Raw genomic sequence first — 1,332 nt, 5'->3', positions numbered from 1 at the left:
CAGCCGGGCGTCGAGTGAGGATCTCGCTGGGCTGTTGGGCGGTGAGCGCGATGTACGCGCGCTGCCGTTTCCGCAAGGCGAACTGTCGACGGCGCAGGCCGCTTACCGTGATAACGTGGCAAGCCGCAGTATGAATGCCATCGCCATTGCGGCCATTACCGAATTTGCCAAGCAGTGCGATCGCCCATTGCGCCTGTTGGAAGTGGGGGCGGGGGTGGCGGGCACCGCCAGCGAGTTGGTGCCGGCACTGGCGGCCTATGGTACCGAATACTGGTTTACCGATTTGTCGACGTTCTTCCTGACAGAGGCGCGTAAACGCTTCGCTAACTACCACGGTATGCACTACGGCCTGTTCGATATGAACCTGCCCGCCGCGTCGCAGGGGATGCAGGCCAATAGCATGGATGTCATCCTGTGCGCCAACGTGCTGCACAATGCGCGGCATGCGGGCGAGGTGCTGGCCGGTTTGGCGCAACTGCTGACACCGGGCGGCATTCTGGTGTTCATTGAGCCGGTGCGGCGTCATAACTACCCGCTGTTGGTGTCGATGGAGTTTTTCCCCGAGCTGACCGGGTTCACCGACCTGCGCGCCGAGACCGACCAGACCTTCTTTACCCGTGAACAGTGGCTCGATTTATTGCAGCAGGCCGGCGCGACGTTGCTTGACTGCGCACCTGCCGCGCACAGCGCATTGGCAACGTCGGGACAGGGCGTTTTTATTGCTCAGTTCAAAACCGATCGCGCCAGTGTGTGCGATGCGCGCCTGCGGGTGTACCTGCAAACGCGTTTACCGGCGCACATGATCCCGACCCAACTGCATGTTTGGGATGCCTTGCCGCGCAACGCGAGTGGCAAAATCGATAGGCCAGCGTTGGCGCAAACGCTGTTGAACCACGCGTCAACCGCAGCGTCACAGGTGCAAGGCGATGCGCTGTGTGACGCGCTGGAACACGACATTGCCGCTATCTGGAGCGAGGTGCTGGATACCGAGATTGTTACGCGGGACGCGGATTTTTATGCCTGTGGCGGCGATTCTCTGTTGCTGTCGCGCATGATTGGCCGACTGCGCGAGCGTGTCGCCGCAGCCAGCGCCCTGACCTGGGGCAGTTTACTGCGTCATTTACTGCAAGATCCGACGTTAAAAGCCCTGTCTGCGCGACTGCGTCAAGTGGAAAAAAACCAAACGGCGGCGTCATCCACGCCGGTTCCGCTGGTGACCTTATGGGAAACGGCGGGCGTGTCATCGCACCCCTGTGTGCTGTTGCATGCGGGAAGTGGCGATATGCAGCCCTACCGTCACGTGCTGCCGGAATTGGATAAATCCGCCTATTC

General features: G+C 60.8%; 1 protein-coding gene. It reads left to right on the top strand.

What is annotated here, in order from left to right; translation table 11 throughout:
- On the top strand, positions 1 to 1,332 hold a 1,332-nt coding region (locus J5224_RS28070), incomplete at both ends, for a methyltransferase (RefSeq protein ID WP_264628398.1).

Source organism: Candidatus Symbiopectobacterium sp. NZEC135 (assembly GCF_025962695.1).
The sequence above is the reverse complement of the archived record's forward strand: the minus strand, read 5'-3'. Positions and strand labels throughout refer to the sequence as shown.